4 protein-coding genes are annotated in these 6,504 nt (G+C 59.5%); all 4 read right to left on the reverse strand.

Annotation, left to right across the window (positions count from 1 at the left end; translation table 11 throughout):
• A partial coding sequence (locus EPO09_RS07590; protein ID WP_290641787.1) for a biopolymer transporter ExbD occupies positions 1–241 on the reverse strand: 241 nt, incomplete at its 3' end.
• A gap of 17 nt (positions 242–258) precedes the next feature.
• A complete protein-coding gene (locus tag EPO09_RS07595) occupies positions 259–666 on the reverse strand; it encodes a biopolymer transporter ExbD (RefSeq protein ID WP_290641788.1) in 408 nt (135 codons plus the stop codon).
• Positions 667–698: 32 nt separating this feature from the next.
• Positions 699–2,405 carry a DUF2341 domain-containing protein gene (locus EPO09_RS07600; protein WP_290641790.1) on the reverse strand — a complete coding sequence of 569 codons (1,707 nt, stop codon included), beginning with the start codon at positions 2,403–2,405 and terminating at the stop codon, positions 699–701.
• Between the two features lie 150 nt (positions 2,406–2,555).
• The coding region (locus tag EPO09_RS07605; RefSeq protein ID WP_290641792.1) for a filamentous haemagglutinin family protein at positions 2,556–6,504 on the reverse strand (3,949 nt) is incomplete at its 5' end.

Consider the following 6,504-nt stretch of genomic DNA (forward strand, 5'->3'; position numbering starts at 1 on the left):
GCTGCTCTACCGTTTTGACCGCACCATTGAGATACAGCGCGCCATCAGGGTGCACCTGGATGATCAGCAACTCGTGCTTTTCCGTTGAAGGCTTGTTGCTGGGCTTGGGCATGCTGATGGACAGCCCCTGCACAGAAGCAGTCGTCATCAGGATGAACACGACCAGCAGCACATAAGCCAGGTCCAGCATGGGCGTGACGTTGATCGTGTCGTACGGTTTGGCGTCGTCTTGAACTTGCATGACTCATCCTTCGCGCCTTATTGAGCGCGTTTGGTCACCAGACCGATTTCAGTGATGTCCAGCTTCTTGGCCACTTCCAGCACTTCCATGACCTTGTCGTACTGGGCCACTTCATCGGCCTTGAGCACCACAGGCAAGTTGGGGTTGGCCGCCTTGTATTGCGCCAGATTCGTCTTGAGCTGATCGATGGTCACCGGATAGGCATCAAGGTAGATCGAGCCATCGGCCGTGATGGTGATGCCGCGTGTCTGGGGCTTGGCCAGGTTGTTGGCCGCCTGCGTGACCGGCGACTTCACTTTGACGCCCTGCACAGACGCAGTCGTCATGATGATGAAGGTGACCAGCAGCACGTACGCGAGATCCAGCATCGGGGTGATGTTGATGTCGTCGTACGGCTGATTGTCGGCTTTGACGTCGCCTGCCATGTGCGCTCCGATCGGTCAGTTGGCGGCGTAGATCAGCGTGCGCCGTAGTTCTCGGCCACACGGGTCACGAACTCGTCCACGAAGATCTGCATGTCGGCAGAGATGTTCTTGATGCGCGAGGCCAGGTAGTTGTAGCCAAACAAGGCGGGAATGGCCACACCCAGCCCGGCCACAGTGGCCAGCAAGGCCGCAGCGATACCAGGAGCGATGGCGTTCACGTTGACGTCGCCAGCAGCAGCAATGGCGGCGAAGGTGATCATCACGCCCACCACGGTACCCAGCAGCCCCAGGAAGGGCCCACCGGAAATGGCGATCGTGAGCAACACCATGCGTGAGTTCAGTTGGTGGTTCTCACGAACCAGGTCGGCATCGATGGAGGCCTTCACCGCGTCAATCGACGCGCCACTCAGAGGCAGCGAGCCAGCTTCACCCGTCTTGCGCTTGGCCAGCTCACGCACACCGGCTTGGTACAGACGAAACAACGATGAATGCGGATGCACGCCGCCCTTTTCCAGATGCAGCATGTTGTCCGTGGCTTCACGAAAGCGCACCAGAAAGTCTCTGTTGTCCTTGTCAGCCTTACCCACGAACAGGGCCTTGGTGATCATCACCCACACGGCCACCACGAACATCACGGCCAGAATGGCGATCACGGCTTTGGCGTCTGGCGTGAGGCTCTTGATGAGGATGCCCATATAGCCCTCATCGCCACCTTCGCTACCAGCGGAATCTTCGCTTTCCGTCACGCTGGCGATCAGCTTGGCATCACCGGCTTGAGCGGCCTGGGCCAGCTTGACCCAGTCCGCACTGCGCACGGTCGAGGCCACTTGCACTTCATCGATGAGGCCAGTGAAGCCGTCGCCCACCTTGACGCCGCCTTCGATCGCTGCACCAGCACCAGCATCCACCTGAGCGGTCTGTGCACCGTTCACATACAAGGTCAGCTTGCCCGAGCCATAAGTCAGCGCCACGTAAGACCAGGTGGACGCTGCCACGGCACCGCCATCAGCCGACGCGGTGCCCAGCTTGGCGATCAACTTGCCGCCATCCAGATTCAATTGCAGCGCGCCTTGGCTGTAAAGACTGCCTTGCGCGGCTGTAGGCTTGATCCACATGCTCACGGAGTAAGGGCCACCGGCGGGCGCCTTGATCTTGTCCGATCCAGACCAACTCAGGCCGGTGCCGGCCAGTTTGGCGCTGCCAGCCAGCATGCCGTTGGCTTCAATGCCCACAGCGGCTGCGGCCTTCATGGCGCCCGTGTGGTCCACGCTGATGCCATCCTTTTCGCCAAAGTGAAAGGCGGCCAGCGTGGCGACATCAAACACGGCAGAAGCGGGTGCGGCCTCGGCAGCGGCCTTCTCGTTGCCTGCGTAGGCGTAGACCACGTTCTTGTCGCTGCCAGGTACCACATTGGGTACCTGCACCCACACCAGTGCGAGTTCGTTGGTGCTGTCATACCGTTCGACCACGTACTTCAGCGGGGTCTTGTCGTCCGCAGCAACGAAGCGCAGATCCGATCCATCCGGTTTGGCCGACAGGAAATCGAAGTTGCCCGAATGCAGGCGCACCGGCACGGCCACGCCGCTCAGGGCATCCTTGGTTTCAACACCTGCAGCAGACGTGTTGATCGTCACTTTCGTGCGGTGTTTCCAATCGCCGTTCCACCAGGCATGGGCGGTTGTGGGCAGCAATGCACCGCCCAACAAGGCGATCGACAAGGCGGATAAAGCTTTGCGCATGGCAATTCCTAAAGATGAATCAAGCTAGAAAAATGTCTGAACGATGTAAGCAGGTGCGCGCCGCATGATCTACACGGCATGTGACTGGCTTGTGAAAATTGAAGAAGCCCCCGATCAAACCCGTAGATCGGGGGCTTCCAAGGAGGGCGATCAGCCCTCGCTGCCCGAGCCGAAGCCCAGGAAGTCCAGCAGGATGTTGCGTTTCTTGCGCTTCCTGGATTTGGCGTCGTCGTTGTCCGCCGCATCCTTCGCACCCGCAGCTGTGGGCTGATTGGGTGTGGGCGCTGCCATGGCCGTGTTCACGGGTGCTGCCGCTGGTGCGCCGGCAATGCTGGGAGCCTGGATGTTGTCCGCGCCACGCACGACCGTGGCCGCCAGCTCCAGGCCACCGCCGGCGCTGATGCCGGCATCACCTGCGTTGATCTCGCCCTTGGGGGCGGCGATGCGAGCCTTGCCGCTGGAGGCGATGCCGCTGCCAGAAATCGCCGCAGTCACGTCAGCCTGCAAGATGCCATTTGCATCCAGATAGAAAACCGGCGAAGCTGCGGCCGTCACGGTCTTGCCTCCGCGGCCCGCGTCCACGTTGCCGGTAGACGACCACAGCAATTCATCACCATTGCCGACAGTGAACACGCGGGACTGGTTCACAAGGATGTCGTCGCGTGCCACCACAGCCAGATTGCCTCCACCCGCTGTGATCAGGCCCAAGTCACTGGCCGACTTATCCTTCGAACTGGCCGACGTCAACTGCCCCACGTTGATGCCGCCCGATGGAGCAAACACCTTGATCTCGCTGCCTTGCTGCGTTTGAACCGTGCTGGAACCCATCTGCAGATCGGCATGCCTGACCGAGGCTGTCGGGAACATTGCATCCAGTGCGTTATAGGCATCCAGATAAGCTTCGGTCTTGGCGCTTCCCGTCAGGCTGGCCGCCTTGGACACGGCAAGGTTCATTTCATTGACCAGTACCTTCGTGCTGAACAGCAACTGCTCTTCAGGGCGAAGATTCATGAACTGCTGCGTGGCTTCGCCTACCGACACCAAGCTGCCTGTGCGCTGCTTCATGAAGCTGACCAGCTCATCCGAATACGGATCGCGCTTGCTGGCGGCCATGCTCAGCGCTGTACTCAGTTGCGCATCTTTCGGAACCTTGGCAGACCAGGCAGAGGCAAGCAACATACCCACCATGGGCGACTTGTCACGGTCAGACAGCGCGTTGAACTGCGTGATCGCTTCCGGCAAAGTCAAAGCGGGGTTGTCGCGATGCTGCATGAAAGTCAGCACACGCTGCTGGAATGCGGTGTCACCCACCAGGCCTTTGGCACGATCCAATTGATCAGCCACACTCAAGGCGGAGAAGGACCGAGCCACATCACTGCCCAGCGTCGGCATGGCCTGCCCTTGATCTGCTGCCTTGATTTGCGCATACAGATCGGCTGCGAAGTCACCCACGCCCGCGCCCCCCAACAACTCGAAATAGGCATTCGTTGACGAGGTGATGTCGCCCTTGGCAAAGGAGACGCCTGTCAATACCGTGATGTTGGCGCTACCCGAGGGCAGTTCGGCATTCACGCGGTTGCCCTGCGCCCTGAGGCCATGGCTTTGGTTCAGGTTGATGCCGCGCCCAGCGACGATCACAGCATCTCCAGGGCCGTAAAAGTCGATGCCATATCCGTTGGTCTTGACAAGATTGATGTCGCGCCCCGCCTGCACCAGCGTCAAGGCGTTCTCACCCTGTTGCTGGACACGGATGCCGCTATCGGTGCTCTCCGCCTGGATGTCGCCACCGGCGATCAACCTCAAAGGCTGCTTGCTGTCAATGCGACCGTAGGTGACATCCCCGCTCTGAGCAACCAATCGCATCGGTGCGTTGACATTGCCACCGATCAATTGAGAAGAAGCCTGGCTATCTCTGTCCAGACTGTTTGCCAAAATGGTCAATCCAGCAGGCACGGCATGTGGGCGTGCTGCGAGCTCATCTGAACCCAACTGAATCGCTGAACGCACATACAGCGAATTGCCCGCTATGGCGGACATGCTGACCGCCTGAAGGTTGACGCCAACGCCGTCAGACGTGGGCGTGACCGCACCCAACTGGTACAGGTTGCCACTTGATGCAGAACTCACCAAGGAGACGCTACCTGTGCCAGCCTGCCATGAGGCCAATGCAGGCAACAACTGAGGGAAGCTCAAGCCCATCGTGATGCGAGTGATATCCGGTCGAGAATAGGACACATCAGCAGGAAGACCGTCCACCAACAAGCCATCCAACTGCTCGTCGTAAGAGGTGCTGAATTTATAGCGAGTGACGTCATTGCCCGTCAAGGTCAAGTCACCCGCTATGGCTGCAACATTCAGCGATGCCGACGGTGCCATTCCCAGCACGGCGTCGTTGGCGCTCTGCGCGCCTGGCATGGCACTCTTCACCAGCGCAGCCTGGGTTACAGCGCCTATGGTCAGGTCGTTTCGAGCCAATACCTTGGTCTGGCCATTGCCATACATCACGACTGTGTCGTTCGGCGTCACAACGCGCTTGGCATAGAGCGAACTGTCACTGGATGTTTGTGACGTCAGGCTTCGGCCCGCCTGCACCGAAATATCGTCCGCAGCAAATACCTGACCACCAACCACGTCACGCCCTGCAACCACGCTGACGCTACCTCCACCATAGCGAACCTGCGATTTGCTGGAAGCGCTGCCACTGGCTGCGGCCGAAGCACTGACGTTCCATGTATCACGCCCAGCCTGGATGGCCACGTTCCCGCCGCCAAAGGTAGCAAACCCTTGCTGGAAGATATCGAAGCGGCTCCACCAGCTCACCGAGTCAGATGAATCCTTGGTTCGCCACCACCAATCCGTCACGTATTGTTGAGCAGCGACGCTGGGGTTGTTGCTCTTTGAAATGTCGGACGTCTGGATCACATCCCGACCAGCCTCCACCCGCACCGATCCACCACCCATCGTGAATGGATCCTGATTCAGATAAGAAATTTTGTGGGCATAGTTACCATCGTCATCAGGTGGTACGGAATAGTCCACTGAATCAATGCGTGCCTGTATCGTGGCCGAGAAGTCCCCCATTTCAGGCAATTCAAGCGAAGCCCCGGCCGGCGCATTGCGGCCAGTTGTATAGACCACAGCCAGCGGATTCACCAGGTTGACATCGCGCGTGGCACTCACGGTGATATCGCCGGTCGTTGTGCGAACCAGGACATCCCTTGCCGAATCACCCATGCCATCGCCGATGATCACATCACCATTGCTTGTGCCTGCACGGGTAGCCAGTACTTTTGCCGCCTTCAGATCGGCGCCGCCCACCAACGTGATGTCGCCCGCTTGCGTATCCTGGATGAAGTCGTGCCTCGACACCATCGTGGTATCGCGCGTGATTTGATCAAGGAAGCCATCGCTGATGCTGGCCTTGACATTCAGGTCGCCACCAGCGCGCAGCGTGAGGTTGACCGGTGCAGCAGCCAACACGTTGCCCGTACCCTGGCGCCAATCAAAGAGGTTGATATCCGTATCCAGCGTGAGATCGCCTGCAGACTGGATCTCGATCCCTGCCCGCACATCTGTCCTATCCTGCAACAGGGCCTGGTCACCTTTCAGACGCTGGACAATGAGGCTCGCCTTGCTGGCCCCCAACGAGGCATCGAACAAGTCAGACACGGCCAACTTGGCCTGGTCCACCACGTCCTGATCAACCCAGGCCACGGACCCTGTCAAGGTGGCAGGAATGGCTTTGAAAGCCTCGACGGACAGTGACCTCAAACCCGAGAAGTTCGTCTTGACCGCCGAGTTGTCCGCCAGCCAGGCTTCCGTCCGGGCACGCAACTTGACGCGACCGTCTTTCGCCCCATTCAAGCCGCTGGTATCGATGGAGCCGCCCAACAACTTCACCGTTCCCAAGGAGCCATCGGCACGCGTCATGCCGGCCGATGACAACGCCACCACGCCCCCCAGAGTTTCGACCGCCTTGTTGCCTGCGTCGGCATGAGCTTCGATCCTGGCTGATTCCAGAACGTTCACGTTGCCACCGGCCGCGACACGGATGAGGCCGCCACTCTGGCTTGTTGCCTGCAACAGGCCGTTGACGTTG

The organism is Aquabacterium sp., from assembly GCF_004297345.1.
GTDB lineage: Bacteria > Pseudomonadota > Gammaproteobacteria > Burkholderiales > Burkholderiaceae_C > Aquabacterium.

Excerpts from the sequence above, each read along its gene's own strand:
- EPO09_RS07600 (WP_290641790.1), bottom strand. The coding sequence starts at position 2,405 with ATGCGCAAAGCTTTATCCGCCTTGTCGATCGCCTTGTTGGGCGGTGCA.
- EPO09_RS07595 (WP_290641788.1), bottom strand. The coding sequence starts at position 666 with ATGGCAGGCGACGTCAAAGCCGACAATCAGCCGTACGACGACATCAAC.